This is a genomic window from Streptomyces sp. NPDC101227 (assembly GCF_044767545.1).
Lineage (GTDB): Bacteria > Actinomycetota > Actinomycetes > Streptomycetales > Streptomycetaceae > Streptomyces.
In genome coordinates this window covers 238,506-253,432 of sequence record NZ_JBIWOD010000012.1, presented here as the reverse complement: position 1 = coordinate 253,432, position 14,927 = coordinate 238,506, and the positions used below count along the sequence as shown (strand labels likewise).

Annotated in this window: 21 protein-coding genes and 4 pseudogenes; 17 read left to right on the top strand and 8 right to left on the bottom strand. The window is 67.1% G+C overall.

Translation table 11 applies throughout. From position 1 onward, the window contains the following. Positions 1 to 77 precede the first annotated feature (77 nt). The 9 genes and pseudogenes from ACIRPT_RS27305 to ACIRPT_RS27265 all read left to right on the top strand — a co-directional run. On the top strand, positions 78 to 749 hold the full coding sequence (locus ACIRPT_RS27305; protein ID WP_403831599.1) for an HAD family hydrolase: 672 nt from the start codon (positions 78 to 80) through the stop codon (positions 747 to 749). A gap of 78 nt (positions 750 to 827) precedes the next feature. Beyond that, entirely contained in the window at positions 828 to 2,018 is a 1,191-nt protein-coding gene (locus ACIRPT_RS27300) for a helix-turn-helix domain-containing protein (protein ID WP_403831597.1), read from the top strand. Between the two features lie 78 nt (positions 2,019 to 2,096). Continuing rightward, the gene (locus tag ACIRPT_RS27295; protein ID WP_403831595.1) at positions 2,097 to 2,294 is read left to right on the top strand and encodes a hypothetical protein; all 198 of its coding nucleotides are present in this window, start codon (positions 2,097 to 2,099) and stop codon (positions 2,292 to 2,294) included. Next, a complete protein-coding gene (locus tag ACIRPT_RS27290) occupies positions 2,291 to 2,671 on the top strand; it encodes a DUF6415 family natural product biosynthesis protein (RefSeq protein ID WP_403831592.1) in 381 nt (126 codons plus the stop codon). The genes ACIRPT_RS27295 and ACIRPT_RS27290 overlap by 4 nt, the downstream gene beginning before the upstream one ends. Before the next feature lie 104 nt (positions 2,672 to 2,775). Continuing rightward, complete coding sequence (locus tag ACIRPT_RS27285; protein WP_403831590.1) at positions 2,776 to 3,051, top strand: hypothetical protein; 276 nt, start codon at positions 2,776 to 2,778, stop codon at positions 3,049 to 3,051. A gap of 242 nt (positions 3,052 to 3,293) precedes the next feature. Beyond that, positions 3,294 to 3,920, top strand: a complete 627-nt coding sequence (locus ACIRPT_RS27280) for a hypothetical protein (RefSeq protein ID WP_403831588.1) — start codon at positions 3,294 to 3,296, stop codon at positions 3,918 to 3,920. Between the two features lie 383 nt (positions 3,921 to 4,303). After that, positions 4,304 to 4,873, top strand: a complete 570-nt coding sequence (locus ACIRPT_RS27275; protein ID WP_403831586.1) for a hypothetical protein — start codon at positions 4,304 to 4,306, stop codon at positions 4,871 to 4,873. A 193-nt stretch (positions 4,874 to 5,066) separates the two neighbouring features. Beyond that, positions 5,067 to 5,699 carry an HAD family hydrolase gene (locus ACIRPT_RS27270; RefSeq protein ID WP_403831584.1) on the top strand — a complete coding sequence of 211 codons (633 nt, stop codon included), beginning with the start codon at positions 5,067 to 5,069 and terminating at the stop codon, positions 5,697 to 5,699. 43 nt (positions 5,700 to 5,742) lie between these two features. Further along, a pseudogene (locus ACIRPT_RS27265) lies at positions 5,743 to 5,856 on the top strand (hypothetical protein); the annotation flags it as partial. A gap of 314 nt (positions 5,857 to 6,170) precedes the next feature. Here the strand turns inward: ACIRPT_RS27265 and ACIRPT_RS27260 are convergent. Further along, positions 6,171 to 6,713, bottom strand: a complete 543-nt coding sequence (locus ACIRPT_RS27260) for a GNAT family N-acetyltransferase (protein ID WP_403831582.1) — start codon at positions 6,711 to 6,713, stop codon at positions 6,171 to 6,173. A 249-nt stretch (positions 6,714 to 6,962) separates the two neighbouring features. On the opposite strand from ACIRPT_RS27260, the gene ACIRPT_RS27255 reads away from it, so the two are divergent. Continuing rightward, positions 6,963 to 7,499 carry a hypothetical protein gene (locus tag ACIRPT_RS27255; protein WP_403831580.1) on the top strand — a complete coding sequence of 179 codons (537 nt, stop codon included), beginning with the start codon at positions 6,963 to 6,965 and terminating at the stop codon, positions 7,497 to 7,499. Here ACIRPT_RS27255 and ACIRPT_RS27250 read toward each other — a convergent pair. Continuing rightward, positions 7,403 to 7,924 (bottom strand): MerR family transcriptional regulator, encoded by a 522-nt coding sequence (locus ACIRPT_RS27250; protein WP_403831682.1) that lies wholly within the window; start codon positions 7,922 to 7,924, stop codon positions 7,403 to 7,405. The two genes, ACIRPT_RS27255 and ACIRPT_RS27250, sit on opposite strands and share 97 nt — an antisense overlap. Positions 7,925 to 8,222: 298 nt before the next feature. Here ACIRPT_RS27250 and ACIRPT_RS27245 point away from each other — a divergent pair, with 298 nt between their 5' ends. The 3 genes and pseudogenes from ACIRPT_RS27245 (at position 8,223) to ACIRPT_RS27235 (ending at position 9,307) form a co-directional block, all read left to right on the top strand. Next, positions 8,223 to 8,705, top strand: coding sequence for an SAM-dependent methyltransferase (locus tag ACIRPT_RS27245; RefSeq protein WP_403831578.1), 483 nt, complete (start codon positions 8,223 to 8,225; stop codon positions 8,703 to 8,705). Positions 8,706 to 8,857: 152 nt separating this feature from the next. After that, a pseudogene (locus ACIRPT_RS27240) lies at positions 8,858 to 9,025 on the top strand (aminoglycoside phosphotransferase); the annotation flags it as partial. 153 nt (positions 9,026 to 9,178) lie between these two features. Next, the gene (locus ACIRPT_RS27235) at positions 9,179 to 9,307 is read left to right on the top strand and encodes a hypothetical protein (RefSeq protein WP_403831575.1); all 129 of its coding nucleotides are present in this window, start codon (positions 9,179 to 9,181) and stop codon (positions 9,305 to 9,307) included. A gap of 149 nt (positions 9,308 to 9,456) precedes the next feature. Here the strand turns inward: ACIRPT_RS27235 and ACIRPT_RS27230 are convergent, their stop codons facing one another. Together ACIRPT_RS27230 and ACIRPT_RS27225 are read right to left on the bottom strand one after the other, a co-directional pair. Then, on the bottom strand, positions 9,457 to 9,702 hold the full coding sequence (locus ACIRPT_RS27230) for a hypothetical protein (protein WP_403831573.1): 246 nt from the start codon (positions 9,700 to 9,702) through the stop codon (positions 9,457 to 9,459). A gap of 42 nt (positions 9,703 to 9,744) precedes the next feature. Beyond that, positions 9,745 to 9,957 carry a hypothetical protein gene (locus ACIRPT_RS27225; RefSeq protein WP_403831570.1) on the bottom strand — a complete coding sequence of 71 codons (213 nt, stop codon included), beginning with the start codon at positions 9,955 to 9,957 and terminating at the stop codon, positions 9,745 to 9,747. A gap of 70 nt (positions 9,958 to 10,027) precedes the next feature. On the opposite strand from ACIRPT_RS27225, the gene ACIRPT_RS27220 reads away from it, so the two are divergent. Continuing rightward, positions 10,028 to 10,393, top strand: coding sequence for a DUF6192 family protein (locus tag ACIRPT_RS27220; RefSeq protein ID WP_403831567.1), 366 nt, complete (start codon positions 10,028 to 10,030; stop codon positions 10,391 to 10,393). Here the strand turns inward: ACIRPT_RS27220 and ACIRPT_RS27215 are convergent. Further along, a complete protein-coding gene (locus ACIRPT_RS27215) occupies positions 10,284 to 10,613 on the bottom strand; it encodes a DUF6308 family protein (RefSeq protein WP_403831680.1) in 330 nt (109 codons plus the stop codon). The genes ACIRPT_RS27220 and ACIRPT_RS27215 overlap by 110 nt on opposite strands. A gap of 92 nt (positions 10,614 to 10,705) precedes the next feature. Here ACIRPT_RS27215 and ACIRPT_RS27210 point away from each other — a divergent pair, with 92 nt between their 5' ends. After that, complete coding sequence (locus tag ACIRPT_RS27210; RefSeq protein WP_403831565.1) at positions 10,706 to 10,876, top strand: hypothetical protein; 171 nt, start codon at positions 10,706 to 10,708, stop codon at positions 10,874 to 10,876. Between the two features lie 439 nt (positions 10,877 to 11,315). On the opposite strand, the gene ACIRPT_RS27205 is transcribed toward ACIRPT_RS27210, so the two are convergent. After that, positions 11,316 to 12,041, bottom strand: coding sequence for a hypothetical protein (locus tag ACIRPT_RS27205; RefSeq protein WP_403831562.1), 726 nt, complete (start codon positions 12,039 to 12,041; stop codon positions 11,316 to 11,318). Positions 12,042 to 12,750: 709 nt separating this feature from the next. Here ACIRPT_RS27205 and ACIRPT_RS27200 point away from each other — a divergent pair. After that, a pseudogene (locus ACIRPT_RS27200) lies at positions 12,751 to 13,044 on the top strand (transposase); the annotation flags it as partial. 11 nt (positions 13,045 to 13,055) lie between these two features. Here the strand turns inward: ACIRPT_RS27200 and ACIRPT_RS27195 are convergent. Together ACIRPT_RS27195 and ACIRPT_RS27190 are read right to left on the bottom strand one after the other, a co-directional pair. Further along, complete coding sequence (locus ACIRPT_RS27195; RefSeq protein ID WP_403831559.1) at positions 13,056 to 13,541, bottom strand: hypothetical protein; 486 nt, start codon at positions 13,539 to 13,541, stop codon at positions 13,056 to 13,058. 316 nt (positions 13,542 to 13,857) lie between these two features. Then, positions 13,858 to 14,172, bottom strand: a complete 315-nt coding sequence (locus ACIRPT_RS27190) for a phage tail sheath C-terminal domain-containing protein (protein WP_403831557.1) — start codon at positions 14,170 to 14,172, stop codon at positions 13,858 to 13,860. Positions 14,173 to 14,600: 428 nt separating this feature from the next. Here ACIRPT_RS27190 and ACIRPT_RS27185 point away from each other — a divergent pair. Beyond that, positions 14,601 to 14,891 (top strand): annotated as a pseudogene (locus ACIRPT_RS27185) (transposase); the annotation flags it as partial. Positions 14,892 to 14,927 lie beyond the last annotated feature (36 nt).

Genomic DNA, 14,927 nt, shown 5'->3' with positions numbered 1-14,927 from the left:
CTCAACCAAACGAAAATGCTCGATCACGTGGGAGCCGCTGAAAAATGAACCTGGATCACCCGCCGTAGGCTTCGCACATGATCCGTGCAGTGGCATTCGACGTCGGCGAGACCCTGATCCGCGATGACCGCGGCTGGGGCACGTGGGCAGACTGGCTCGGCGTCAACCGCCACACACTGTCCGCCTTGGTCGGGGCAGTGGTGGCCCAGGGGCGGGACAACGCAGACGCACTGAGGCTTGTGCGGCCTGGCATCGATATCGAGGCCGAGCGGGCGGCGATGCAGCGTGCCGGCCTGGGAGAGTTCCTGGACGAGTCGGACCTGTACCCGGACGTGCGACCGTCCCTCGCTGCGCTCCAGGACGCAGGAATCCGTGTAATCGTGGCCGGCAACCAGACCGTCCGGGCCGGCGAGCTGCTGCGCACGCTCAACCTGCCGGTGGATGCGCTCGCAACATCCGGAGAGTGGGGTGTGGCGAAGCCGGACCCCGAGTTCTTCGCCCGCACTGTTGAGCTGGCTGGTACCTCAGCGGACGAAGTGCTGTACGTCGGTGATCACCCACAGAACGACGTCCTGCCGGCGGCCCGAGCCGGGATGCGAACGGCGCATTTGCGCCGCGGGCCCCTCGGGCACCTGTGGGCGGACAGCGAGTACGCGCAGGCCGCGGATTGGCGGATCGGAAGCCTGGCCGAACTGGCGGATGCCCTCCGCCCTGACTCCTCGGCTGCGCGGCCCAGCCTCCGTGAGTGAGGCAGGTAGAGCCACTTTCGCTCCCGGAGCGTGATGATCCGAGTACGGTTCGGAGTGGCTGAACCGAACGGAGACAGTATGGCCAGCACCGTCTACCGCGGGTTAGGCCCGCGCATCGCCTATGAACGCCGTATCGCCGGCCTCACGCAATCCGGACTCGCCTGTGATGCGGGAGTCGCCCTGGGCACCATCCGGAAGATCGAACGCGGTGAACGCGGCGTGTCCGACGCTGTCTTGAGCACCGTTGCTGATGCTCTGGGCATCGACCCATGCCGCCTGCTTCCGGACCTGGAGCGTCCGGACGACCGTGTTCACCAAGCGATGCCGGGTCTGTCCTCCGTCCTCGCCCAGTTCGAAGCGCCGGAGGACGGACCGTGCCGTGATCTGCGGGCTCTCCGTGGAGCTGTCGCAGCGGTCGTTTCGCATCGGCTGAGCGCCCAGTACACGCGCATCGCCCGTACCGCCCCGGGGCTCCTTGCCGAACTGTGTCGCGCCTTGCACATTGCTGCACCAGGCGACCGGCCCGCGGTCGCGCAGCTGTTGGTGGACGCATGCCGAGCCGCGGACGCCGTCGCGTTCAAGCGTAGTGCCAAGGACCTCTCCGCCCGCCTCATCGGCCTCATGCAGTGGGCAGCGCCGCAGGCCCACGAGCCGCTCATGGACGCGACCACGGCCTACGTCCGGGCAGAGATCCACTTAGCCGCTCGGACGCATGCCGCGGGGCTGCGCGCTCTTGAACAGGCTCTTGACCGCACTCCACGCAACGACGAGCCAGAGGCCTTGGCGGCCCGTGGCGCGTTGCACATGCGCGCGGCGGTGGTTGCCGGCCGGGCCCGCAACTGTGCCGCCGCCACTGTGCACCTCGACATGGCGCGCGCTCTCGGCGACCGGGTAAAGGAAGGCGTCTACCGGGGAACGGCGTTCGGGCCGGACAGTGTGCGTGTCCACGAGGTCTCGGTGGCTGTGAGTCTCGGCGACAGCAATCTGGACCGGGCTCTGCGGCTGGCCCGCGAATGGAAGCCGCCGCGGGACCTGCCGGCAGAGCGGCGCTCGGGTTTCTACATCGAACTCGGCCGCGCCCAGCTCTGGGCCGGTCGGCCGGATGCAGCGTTCGAGTCGCTGAAGGTAGCTCGTCGGATCGCCCCTCAGCACGCGCGGGAACACCGGTGGGTTCAGGAGGACGTGGCCACACTGCGCCGGCTGAAGAGAGCGGACGCTGAGAGCCTTTCGAACTTCGCCGAGTGGTGTCACGCCGGAGCAAGCCTCTGAAGCTACCCCTCACAGGGGTACTTGAGGGGTACCGCCAAGGCCAACCTCTCTCTGAGCCCAACGGCACAGGGAGAGACCATGACGCAATCGACAGCTCCGCCTCCCGCGGACCCCAACGTGAGCATCGCCCGGCTGCATGGTGAGGCGTGCTACTGGTGCGGCTCCGCGCACAGCACCCTCACCCCGGCCGGATCGGTCACCACTCCGGTCGGCGGCGGCCAGCGCCTCTGGTTCATCGTGGCCTGCGAGTGGCACAGCAAGCGGAGGCCGCGGTGAGCGCACGATCGCGTCAGGACTCCGGGAAGCTGCGGCAGACCAGCGGTGATCCGATCGATGCGGACACGATCCGCGGGACGATCCGTCGCGCACTGCAACTCGGCAGCGGCCGGCTCGACCTCTCCTCGATGGTGATGCTGGAGGAAGAGTTACGGGGACATATCGCGCTGCTGCTTCCCGAGGCTCGTGAGGCGGCCCACCGACGGTGGCCTGCGGGCGGAGAGTCCCACCAGCGGAGAGCTCGGTTCGACGGCATCGAGCAGCAGATGAAACAGGGACTCGGGGAAGGCCCCCTGTCCGCGCATGTCCAGGTGCAGCAGCTCACCAAAGACCTTCAGTACCTTCTCGTCCTGCACACGGCGGAGGCACGTCGATGACCACAACCCCTCCCCCGTTGGCGTTCGTGTACGACCGGTGTGCCACTCGCCGTCATCACCAGCTCGACATGAGGCTGGCGGGCTGCCGCATATACGCGGAACGCATGGACTGGGTGCTGGCCGGCCGGTGGACCGACCTCGGCAGTCACGCCCTGAGCACCACCCGGCCACAGCTGGCCGCACTGCTGGAAGCCATGCGGGCCGAATCGGGCCGACGCGAGGTGCTGTGCCTGGTGCACAACTGGGGCCGCCTCGCCAGCACTCCCGTCCAGCGTCTGGCCCTTCGGCGGCTCGTCACTGAGGCCGGTGGCTGGACCACCACCACGTTCGGCGAATCCGATCGCAAAGCCCTCACGGTGAGGGTGAAGCATGGCGACTAACCTGTCGCCCCAGGTGCCATGCGACTTACTTGCCATGGCCCGGGGGTTCACTGCGGCGGAAACCGAAGCCTCGCAGCGCCTGGTTGAGCGGTTCGCGCGAGACGACGAAGACCGCCTCACCCTTCTGGACGCTTTGGGGCTACGACCGACCGCCGGCCCCGCCGGTGTGCCGGGACGAGCGGGGCGCCGGTCAGCGCGGCCGGATGCCGGTGATGGAGACTTCGATTTTGAGGATGATGCACGTGTCTGAGTGCCCGCTGAAGAAGCCTTCACTGGTGCCGTTCGTGGCGCGGTGGGAAGGGGAGCGGCTCGCGCCGGAGAGCGATCTGATGGTGCAGATGGGGCCGGCCGGGATCCGGCTCGGCTACAAGGTCGAAAGCCCTGAGGACCGCACTGGCAACGTGCTGTGGGCGCGAGTGGAGCAGAAGCCCGGAACGGGCCGCCCTGAATACGCCGAGATGCATCCGGGGCGCCAGTACCTGGCCATGTTCACCATGAAGTGCCAGGTCTGCGGACTCCCTGCATCCAGAAACAAGGACGGGTGGCTGTTCCTGGACTGGCGCAAGTCCTACGACCCGCCCACCTGGCCGGAGCGCTCCCTGACCGCCATGCCACCGCTGTGTGACACCCACGTCCACACCGCAGTCGAGGAGTGTCCTCACCTCCGGGGAACGGACTTCGTCACGCTTCGCGTGCGCAGCCCTCGCCTGTGGGGATACTCCGGCACGGCCTACACCCTGACGGCCAACGGCTGGATGACCCACCAGCATGAGGCCCTTCTACGGCTGAGTGACCCGAACCTCCGCGGAATTCTCGCTACAAGGCTGATCAGGGAGCTGCGCAACGTCACCGTGGTCGACACTTCGTGAGCACACCCACAGGAATCCCATGGGCCTCGTGACGGACTTCGCCCCACCGAACGGCCAGGTGAACAGGCGACTGTGCCGCCGGTGATGACCGGGAGCACCGTAAGCGTCTGGTTCATTCGCCGAGCCGCTTACGAGCCGCCGCATGGAATGAAGTCGGCCGACCCTATGACGTCCGCCCAGTACCAGTCAGCTGCCTCGGATGGCGGCGAGACGGGCATCAAGCAGGACGACAGCGAGCTGTTCTGCCCGGCCGCCTGGCCGCACTGCAGGAAGACGTCCACGATCACGGCCCCCCATCGACCCGACGGCGATCATGCTCCACACCGATGCTCAAAGCCCCAACGACCTGGCCGCCGCTGTCATCGAGCACCTGGAGGAGATCCGTGCTTAACCCGATCGACACCGACGCGGTCATCCGTGACGGCCACGTCGCCGGCACGTTCCCAGGCGAGATCCACCAAGGGGTCGCCTGGTGGGTGGCCTCGTGCTTCGTCGTCACCAGCACGACCCATCAGCTCGCGGTCGCACACGACGGCCACCCCACCACCGCCGAATTCCACCGGAGCTTCTGCCGCAGAGCGATCAACGCCCAGCGCTTCGCCTGCCGGGTCTCCGACCTCGGCACCGCAGACCAAATCCAGCTCCTGCAGGCGGTGAAGAGCCTCGGGGAAACGCCCGGCGCGCTCCTGACCACAACTGAGGAAGGAAGCCGGCAGCTCGTCACCATCCGCCTCTACGACGCGCACGGGCAGCAGGTCACCGACAACACCGGCCTGGCTTGGATCCGCGACATGATCGACGCCGATCACGTTCCCATCCCCGTCAATGCGCAGGCCAGGGGCCGCATCACGGCCAAACGGTCGGTCGCTTCGACATCGGCGACACCCCAGACGAGGCCATGGCGTTCCTGCTCCCGGCGTTCGAGGAAGCCGGACTCCTCGATGACGACGTGAGCGAGGAGTTCGACTCGTTGCGTGCGACCCTGACCGCCTTGCAGCAGCACTTCGGACTGTCACCGCCACGCCAGGAAATCCTGAATGGCCGGCTGCCCGCGGCGGTTACAGCGGCCGTGCCCCCAGAGAACCTGGGGGACTAGGGCCTGTTCCTGGTTGCGATCGTGGTCGAACGTTGTGCTATTCAGAGGCGGTGACGGTTTCCGAGATATCCAGCAGGCCCTTTGACGCGGTGCTGTGCGACCTCGACAACGTGATCCGCTTCTACGACTTGGCCGCACTGGCCGAGCTGGAGCGTGCCGTGGGACTGGCCGAGGGCACCACCGCAAGGGCGGCCTACGCCCCTGAACTCGACCTGCCGATCCTCCTTGGAGAGATCACCACAGAGGAATGGGTGGACTCCATCGCATCGGAGCTGTCCGGCTGGGTGCCGCAGGCGAGCGCCCGTGAGCTGGCGGCGGCGCTTGCCGACGCTCCGTTCCGGGCCGACGACGTGGTGGTGGCCCTGCTGCGCCGGGTGCGGGGACACATGCCCCTGGTCCTGGTGACCAACGCGACTCTGGAGCTGGAGCGTGACCTTGAGTCGATGGGGCTGGCGGATCTCGCGCACCATGTCGTCAGTAGCGCCCGGGTGGGGGTGGCCAAGCCCAGCCGGGAGATTTACGAGATCGCAGCTGGGCGGGCAGGAGTCGCCACCCACCGGTGTCTGTTCGTGGACGACCGGCTGGAGAACATCGATGCTGCCATCACGCTCGGGATGACCGGTGTGCACTACCACGAGCCTGCCGACCTCCAGAAGGTGCTGGGCTTCCTGCCCGACGATTGAGAAGTCCCCCTCTCCTGTGATGCTGACCTGGTAGAAGGCAAGGGTGACTCGTCCTGAACTCACGGATGCCGAGTGGGCATTGATCGCGCCCCATCTACCGGTCGGGCGGTTCGGCCCCTGCCCGGAGCATCTGCGGGACCAGTTCAAGGAGGTGATGTGGCGCTTCCGCACCGGCAGCCCCAGGCGGGACATGCCGGCCGAGCACGACGCCTGGCACCGCCTGCCGGAAGAACCGCGCCTACCTGCGCTGCCGGGGAATCCGCTGCACCATTCCGGACAAGGTCGACCAGGTCCGCAACCGCAGGATGCGCGGGTCCAGCGGTGGCCGGCCACCGAAGTTCGACCCAGAGGACTACAAGGCCCGGCACGCGGTCGAGTGCGGCATAAATCGCCTCAAGAGATATCGAGCCGTGGCCACCAGATACGACAAACTCGCGGTCCGCTACGAGGCTACCGTCCTCGTTGCCGCCATCAACGAGTGGTTGTGACGTACTGGTCCGACGACAACTCGAACACCCGGACTCGCCGACCGCCGGTGGGATTGACGGTCTCACGGACCGGATGCATCCCCAGTTTGGTCATGATCCGTTCGGAGGCGTTGTTGCCCACTTGAGTGATGCTGACGATTCGCTCCAGCCCTCGCTCTTCGAACCCGAACCGTACAGCGGCCGCAGCGGCCTCGGTGGCCAAGCCCTGCCCCCAGTGGGAACGTCCCAGCCGCCAGCCGACCTCAACCGCCGGCAGTACCTCCGGCAAGAAGTCGGGCACCGAAAGTCCGGTGAACCCGGCCAGCTCGCCAGTGGACCGGATCTCCACGGCGAACAGGCCGAAGCCCTGTGACTCCCACTCGCTCTCCCATGTCTGGATCCCGACGCGAGTCTGCTGTTCGTCACGGACACTGCCGTCCCGGATCCACCGCATGACCTCGGGGTCGGCATTGATGGCAGCCATGGGCGCAACGTCTTCCTCGCGCCAGCGACGCAGGATCAAACGGGGTGTCTCACGCGTGACCATCCAAACATTCTGGATCACAAAATGGGCTCCCTCCATCCTCACCAGGTATTTTCGATACACGCCCTAGGCGTGACGCCGCGCTTTGGACGCTGTGCTCGGCCAGTCCCACGATCCCGGCCTCCGCGCTGCATTGTCGCTGAGCACAGGATCGGGCCACGGCCTCGCATACGTCCGGTGAACTGGGGAATGGTCGCCCAAGTTCGAGCCGGATTCGACACGGCCCCCAAATGGCGAGCTTAGACTCTGACGGTGATCGAGATCCTCGACAACCTGGACGTGCTGTCCCGGGCACACCTCGACCTCACGACTGTCGAGATGGGCGGCATAGCCCTGGGAGAACCAGCCACCAGCATTCGACGACAGTGCATTACCGGGGCCCAGTCCTCCGTGGTCGCCCGGTACCGCGGTGGCACCAACATCGACAGCGAGTACTACGATGCCGACGGGCGCCGGCTGACCCTCGACGAGGTCGTCGACCACGCTGCCCGGTCAGACGGGTTCTTGTACTGCGCCGACAAGCTCACCTACAAGGTTCGAGCCGGGACGGTCGTCGGATTCACGACCTACGGCCCTCATCTGTCCCACTTCGCCCACCTGACCTCGTACGAGGAATTCCTGGTTGCGTTCGGCAGACCCGACCGGGCGCACGAAGACGAGGCATACGGCGACCTCATGGGCTACGACAACTACTACTGGGGCGCGCAGAAGTGTGTGAGGTGGGATGCCTGGGACCACCGGGTGAGCCTGATCAACCTAGGCGACTTCGAGGGAAACGCAGGCCCGTGACCGAACGTGCCAGATCCAGGCGACGCGAGGACCGCGCACTCCAGGGTGCAGCGGGCGGCCCGCTCCAGCAGCGCGTTGAGGTGCTCCAGCGCACTGTGCAGCAAGGTGGTCAACGCCTTCAGGTCGGCCACCCGCTGCTCGGCCTTGGCCAGGCGAGTCGCGACCCGAGGCCGCAAGCCGGCCTTCACCTCGGCGCCCGACTTGCTCTCCCACACCGCGAGCAGTCCTGCGATCTCCTCCAGGGGCATCCCCAGCTGCTCGGCCCCGCCGGTGAACGCCAGCCGCTCGACCGCGTCGTCCTTATAGGCGCGGTAGCCAGACGGGGTACGGCCGGCCGGCAGCAGCCCGGCACTCTCGTAGAAACGCAGCGTCGCAGCCGGGACACCAGTGCGCTCAGCGAGTTGAGAAATCCGCATCAGGCCCATAGCCACGACGGTAGACCTTCGCCCCAACTGGACGGTCAATCTCTGAGCAACCCCCATCGCAATGAGCAGTGTGCCCCCGCTCCGGCCTACCGGATCAGGGCCGCACTGTCTTCGCGGGGGACGTGAGCAATCCCCGGGCGGGCTAAGGCAACAGGTAGCGCAGGCGTCTGGCAGCCAGGGCGGTGATGGGCGGCCTCGGACGAAGTGCGCACGTGCCGCATACCGATGTACCGCAGGCCATCGGTACGGTAGGCCAACTCAACTAACTGACCGAGCCTTTGAGCGAAAGGCACTGCACATGCCCGAGAACAGCACTCCTGCCGCGGTGGTCTCGGTGCCAGTAGGCCGGGTGGTCGGCGGCCGGGCGGAGGTCCGCGACGACGACTGGGCCAAGGAGACCGCGATCATCCGCCTGGACGCCGACCAGTACGGCCCGGAGGCGGTGGCGGGCCTGGACACCTTCTCCCACCTGGAAGTCGTCTACCACTTCGACCGCGTCCCCACCGCCAAGATCCAGACCGGGGCCCGACACCCGCGCGGCAACACCGACTGGCCCCTGGTCGGCATCTTCGCCCAGCGCGGCAAGAACCGCCCCAACCGGCTCGGCGTCTCCCGCTGCCGCCTCCTCAAGACCGACGGCCTCGACCTGCACGTCCAAGGCCTGGACGCCGTCGACGGCACCCCCGTCCTCGACATCAAGCCCTACATGACCGAGTTCGGCCCCCAAGGCCACACCACCCAGCCCGACTGGGCCACCGACATCATGCGCCACTACCACTGAGAGTGCTTCAGCTGGCGGGATTCGCCAACGGAAGCACTCAGTCAGAGGCCGTCCGATAATCGGTGCGCTTGGGTGGAGGGGGCGGCTGCGGGCCTGCGTTGGACCGCGGCGAGAAGCCGCGGACCGCGGCCGCGAAGCCGGCCGGGTCGCTGGCGGGCGAGCGGCTGTACTGGCAGGTGCGGGACGGGCTGGCGTGCTCAGAAGAAGTGCAGTGGGTGGCGCAGCCATGGCGGGAGGCAGGGAGAACAGAGCTGACGACACGAGCCGTGGAGGAGCGGCTGGATGCCTACGTCACCGCCCTGACGGACGCGCTGGGCTGAGCCAAGCCGGTCCAGGGCGCGGGCGCGGCAGCGAACCGCCATTGCCCACGCCCTACCTCAATTCGAACAGCGACATCACCCGCCGTGACCACCCCCCGTGATCTGTGACAGAACCCATTTCTCATCGACGTTCGCAGGACCATTGATCATCAAGTGGCTCCGGAACCTGCGGAGGGCGGCGTTCTCTTCGGTGGTGGCCTGCTGAAGCTGATCGGCCAGCTGGTGGTTGTGGCGGGTGAGTTCATCGACGCGACCGAGCTGGGAGTGAACTGGGCGGGGTAGGCGTTTTGGGGTGGTCACGCGGCCGGCGCTGAAGTGCAGCGTCGGCCGTCTTCCGTACCAGCGGTGTCAATCGCCGCTGGCCAAAGAGCGCTGTCTGGTGACAAGGAACCTCAAGTCCGTGCCCTCGAAGCTTGATCGCCGCGGGCGTCCTACCAGCCCATATCCTTGGCCACCTCATTCTGGGCTGCGGCGATCTCCTCCGCTGTGGAGTCACTGACGTCCTCGTCCTCCAAGCGCGCCAGCAGGTCTGTGAGCGCCTGTTTCTGAGCCGGATGCGTGACCGGGACCGTGTTGAGGTCGGTGGTGTTCAGCCAGTCGAACAGCACGATGGCATCGGAGCGCCACAGGCCGACATTGACGGTTGGTGTCGATCCCCATGGGAAACCAGTTTCCATAGGGGCATCATTCCAGGTCGGCGGGATGCAGACCGTCGCTGCTCAACGGCTTCGGTGACGTATCCCTGACCGTGCAGGCTTGGCTCCCTCAACGAGTCGCTCCAGGTCCGTCAGGCACGAGCCGAATTCCTGGCGCCGCTTGTCCACAGCGGAGGCCACGACCTCTTCCTCCTCCGGGTACAGCCAAGCTGACTCGCTCACCTCCCCGAAGGACTCTTCGACCACCACCGCCTCCGCAAGGATCCGCTCGATCACCAGTTCCGACCTCCGTGGGACGTCGCGTAGAGCGTCTGACTACGGAGACTCCGACCCCGAACCGCCCGCATTGGTAATCGCCTACTTTTACGACGACACCTCGACGACCGACGGGCCGAAACGCCTGGTCGGGTACCAGGTCGACAACCCCGTCTCGGTCGAGGAGAAGGTTCGGGCGGTCAAGGACCTGACCCTCGACGACGAGGTCGCCGTCCAGGTCACCGCCTCCCTGCTCAGCCGTCCGGAGACGGCATCGAGCATGCCGGCAGCCGAGCGGGTCAAGGTCGTCAAGGACCTCACCCGCGACGACGAGGTGGCCGCCTCGGTCACCTCCGAACTGCTCCAACGCCCCCGGGAAAGGCACGCAGCACATCGGACAGCCGCGCGCCGAGGCGGCCTTCCAGAAGGTCCAGCGCGACCGGCACCGGAACGGTGACGGACAGGGATTCCACCGCGACCAGGTCAGTGGCGGTGACCGTGTCGGCGACTTCAGGGCCCTCTCCCCCACCGGCGAGGCCCTCGAAGCAACTGCCGGTGAACGGCAGCGCGCCGGCCAGCAGATCGATGCCGAAGTAGCGCCGCAAATCCACGATGGCCCGAGCATCAGCGACAAGGGCGCGCGACCGTTCAACGAACGGCACCAGAGAGTCAGCCATGGGCACCAGAGGTCTCCGATTCCGCACAGAAAAACAGGGCGGGCAGGCAGACGACCGGGCTGCGCTGCCACTCGTGTGGCGAGGCGTTCGCAGTGTTGGAGGAGGCCGCCGACGCGGGGCAGGTAAGAGCGTACGCGATCGCCACATGGCCCGGCTTCACCGACCGCTTCTTCACCATCTCTCAGCTGGATCGGCTGGCATCCGAAGCGGACGGCGGCCGCGAACACCACCTGCGGGCAGTGCAGTTGCCAGTCAACCAGTGAACCTGGTTCAGGCCGAACCGATGGCGAGGCCGCTTCGAGGTGACGACGCGACACCCGGTGGCCGGGTCGCGCAGCGGCAATGACCACCGCGGGTTTCGGCCGGCCCCCAGGGAGAGATACGGCGCCGGCGGGAGTCCTCGGGCGGTGGGACCGCCGCCTCCGGGAGCAAGAGATGTCGATGCCTTGACGGCGGATGGCGGACGGCCGCAACCCGTGGCCACGCAACCGGGACGGACGTGTCGTGAACGGACGTGTCGTGAACCGGCCGGCTTACGCACCGCTCGCGGATCAGGCGCCCTGGCAGATCGTCGCTGCAGCACAGCTTGGCGATCCGGAAACGCCCAGCCCCGCTGAGTCGACGCTTGCATTCGCAGCCGAACCAGTTGCCCGGCCCGTTCAGGCCCCGGTCGTCGAACCGACGTAGGCACCGCCCCGTAGGTCAGGACAGTCCGGACCAAGCCTTGTCGACCAGGGCCGCAATCCGCTCCGGACTACTGTGGATATCGCCCGTGACACTGCGGATCTGGACGGTCAGGCCCTCCCCCGTACGCTGGCAGGACTCGACGGTCACCGCCTCCGGGCCGGGCCTCTTCCCCGCCGTCGTCGGCTGGTTGTGCACCAAGCAGGCGACCTCACCCACCGTGACCACTTCACGCGCGGGCTTCGCCAGCCCCAGCTGTGCGGCGTTCTGATACGGGGTGAACGGGCGCGGGCTGACAGCACGCACCACGGTGAGCACGAAGATCTCGGACAGGCCGGCGTTCGCATAGGTCGCTACCGCGGCCGGGGCTCCGCCGTACGCCTTGGACAGCAGCTGTGTGCTCTTCTCGTCGACGTCGGCGATGCGCCGCGCGATCTGGTCCGCGTTGGTGGCGTGGGTGCTACGCGCGGCTTTCGAGAATCGCTGATATGGCCCCAGCGACTCCGGGACGGCCGCCTCACCGGGGGGCCGGCGGGAGCCGGTCCCGCCCACGGGCCCCTTGCCGTCCGAGGAGACCAGCCAGCACGCCCCCACCACCGCTGCCCCACACAGCAGACCAGCCAGGCCGGCGGACCACGGCCGTGACCAGGGACCACGTGGCCGGGCGGAAGGTCTGGCGCCGTCAGGGGGCTGGGGCGAGGGAGCCTCGTTCGGGCTGTCGGGTATGGCGAAATCGTTGGTCATGGCCGTCATCGTGCCTCGGTGGTGCCCGATTGGGGCCCATTTCCACAAGACGCGGGGTGTGGGTGGTGGGATTGCTCGGGCGGACGTGCAAAATCAGCGCTGGACAGCGCACCGCTGGGGCGAACACTTCCCCTACAGCACGCCGATCAAGACGTTCCCCTCCCCAGCCACCGGCATCTTCGAAGTAGCGCCCCATGGCCGCGCTGTTAGGCACCCACTCGCCCTGTTTGACGATCGCCGGCGGTCACCACCGGCCCGGCGGGATCCCCCGGGCGGCACCGCGGCGGGCGGCGTGCCGCACAGGAAGCCTGGCCCCGGCGCCGACTCGCCGTTCCAGCGGGCTGAGCCAACAACTCGGGCGATACCCAGCTGCGAGGGAGTGCGCTGTGTCCGGGATCAGGCACAGCCCTCGGCCGGCGGGGCTCACCATGGCCAGCGCCACCAGGACAGCGCCGAAGACAACGAACATGGCGGAACTGCCGGTGCCACTGAGCAAAAAGCCAGCCGCAAGGAGACCCGGCGGGGTCACGGACAGAGCAACGAAGCTGACGGCACCGTCGGGCGTACGCGCCATGCGCACCAGTTCCCGGATCACTTCAGCCTTGTCCCAGCGGATGCCGGTCTGGTTCCTCAGCTCCAGGATCCATCGGTCGATCTCCAGGGACTCGCTCGGGTCGAAACGGACTGTCGTCGGGATGGCGCCGTCTGCTCACGCCGCGGCCCACGACGCCGCAGGCCCGGCAAATTGCACGAGGACAAGGGATACGACTACCGGCATCTGCGGCGCTGGCAGTCCTCCCGCGGCATGCGGCACCGCCTCGCCCGCAAGGGCACCGAGTCATCCCGACGCCTGGGCCGGCACCGCTGGGTCGTGGAACGGAAGGTGTCCTGGCTGTCCGGCTGCCGACGCCTCCACCGCCGCTACGAGCGAAAGCCGGAACACTTCCTTGCCTTCACCGCCATTGCCGCGACCCTCATATGCCACCGACGGCTCACCAACTGAAAATGACATCTCTACAGCTGGTCCCCCGGGCCGGCTGGTTCTGGAGGGTGCACTCCGCCCCCATCCTTGACGTCCTGCTCGCATGTTCGCCTGCTGTAGGACTGGTCATTGGGTATCAAGAGCACTCCGGCCACCTGTTCAGGGTGCTCGACAGCGAGCCACTCGTCGCCCTTGTGGTCCCCACCTGGCCCGAACGCCTCAGAGGAATAGACGCTCTGACAGATCAACGCCACGCGTTTCTTGTCCACCGCGCAGGCGTCCACTGCAGGGCCGTCCGTCTCGTCGGCACCGTTGAAGCGGTAGTGGAAGTGAACTTGGTCGCCTCTGGAGGGCACCTGCGGGTGGGGCTCAAGGCGCCAGTCGACGACCTCGGCGGTGACGCCGATAGGCCGCCTTGACGTATCGATGACCTGCACCCTGACACCGGCCTCACCGCGCTCTGCCGTCGTGTCGGTGCAGCCCCAGTGTGAAGAGCAGCCGGACAGGCAGAGAGTCACCAGGACCAACGGAGCGGCGGTCCGTATTCGTGCAGGGAACACTCAGATGACCTCCAGTCATAAGGGGTCGGAGCAGCGTATCCCGGGTCCTGCGAGCCCACGGATGGCAGGCCGCGAGCACCCACGGCGGCGGCCCTCGCCTCCATCACCCTCTCCACCTGCCTCATCACACCGAGCCGCCAACTGAAATGACCTCTTTGATGGAATGGGGCCACCGCGATGGTGGCCGCATTCCATCTGGTCAAGGCAGCGTGGTGGCATCGCGGAGGACTCCGCGCTCATCCCGGGCCGCCGGTCAGTTCGTGTGGCTAACGGCTCAGGAGCTCTGTCCAACGGGCTGCGAGACCTCGAAGGTGATGAACTCTGCTGGACGGCCGAGTGCGGCGCCGACCTCGATGCGCAGTTTGCCTTGGACGCCTTCCTCGGGTGGGTTGTTGGTCTCGTCGCGGTTCACGTAGAACACCTGATCGGGTGACGTCCCGACCAGCATTCCTCGCCGCCACAGGTCCGTCAGGAAGCTGGTGACCATTGTCTTCACAGACGTCTGGAGGCGGTCGTCGTTCGGCTCGACGGCCGTCCAGTTTGTGCTCTGACGGATGGACTGCTTGATGAAGTTCACCGAGGGCCGCACATTGACGTAGCTGTTCTCGAGGTCCGTCTGATCGGAGGCCGCGAGGGTGCGGTCCCCCCCCCCAGACCGGCACGTAGGCGACACCGGTGCCGCAACAGTCCCACTTACGTGAAATATCCCTCGCGCGAACCGGAAACCTTGACGCCTGATGAACCGTGTGGTCGCTGAAGCGCGGACGAGCTTCGATCACGGGCCCCATACTGGGCCTTTGATCAACCGGATGCGCCTCCAAATCGGGCATTGACCCCCGCCCCTCCCCTTTCCAGTCAGCCCTGGGGCCTGCCCGGTAGCCAGTCACCGTGGTGCCTTGGCGCGTTCCGCCTCCCACCACGCGACGATCCGCGGATCCGGCGCACAGAACAAATGCCGGATGCGGCCGGGCCCATGACGCGGCGCCTCGCAGGCCGTTGCCGCAGCAGAAGCTGACAAGGTCCTGCTGGGCCGACCGCGGCCACCGCGAAAACCTGGTCGACCACGCCGCCCGCCTCGGCATCGACCTCGAAGTCGTCCGCCGCACGCCCGGCACCCGCGGCTTCACCGTGCTCCCGCGCAGGTGGACCGTGGAACGCACGCTCGGCCGGCTGATGCACCAACACCGCCTGGCCCGCGACTACAAAGCCCTCCCGACCCGCTCCACCACCATGATCTGCATCGCGGTGATCGCCCTCGTGGCTCGCCGCCTCACCCGCGAATCAACCCCAACCTGGTCAGGAGCATGAACCACCATCAAACACCCACCTCGGGAAGAAACTTTG